General features: G+C 62.6%; 1 protein-coding gene. It reads left to right on the top strand.

What is annotated here, in order from left to right:
• A partial coding sequence (locus NLM59_RS11725; protein WP_304417964.1) for a hypothetical protein occupies nucleotides 1–222 on the top strand: 222 nt, incomplete at both ends.

Raw genomic sequence — 222 nt, 5'->3', positions numbered from 1 at the left:
AGGCTTCCGCCGGCAACATCGTGGAGCCATGGGAGGACAACACCCGCACCTTTTCCAATGGCAAGACCCGTTTGGCCTTGCTCGACACGATCGAGCCCGCCGCGGGGTCGTTTCATGTACTGGTCCTCTCCCTACCGCTGAACGAACTGGGCGATCGCCAGTGCCGCACGATCGGCATGGGCGGCGGGATCGGGTTTTCCGGAGCCGATTTTTCGACTCTCG

Source organism: Profundicola chukchiensis, from assembly GCF_029664245.1.
Taxonomy (GTDB): Bacteria; Bacteroidota; Bacteroidia; order Flavobacteriales; family Weeksellaceae; genus Profundicola; species Profundicola chukchiensis.
Note: the sequence above shows the minus strand (reverse complement) of the source record. Positions and strands in the feature narration are given on the sequence as shown.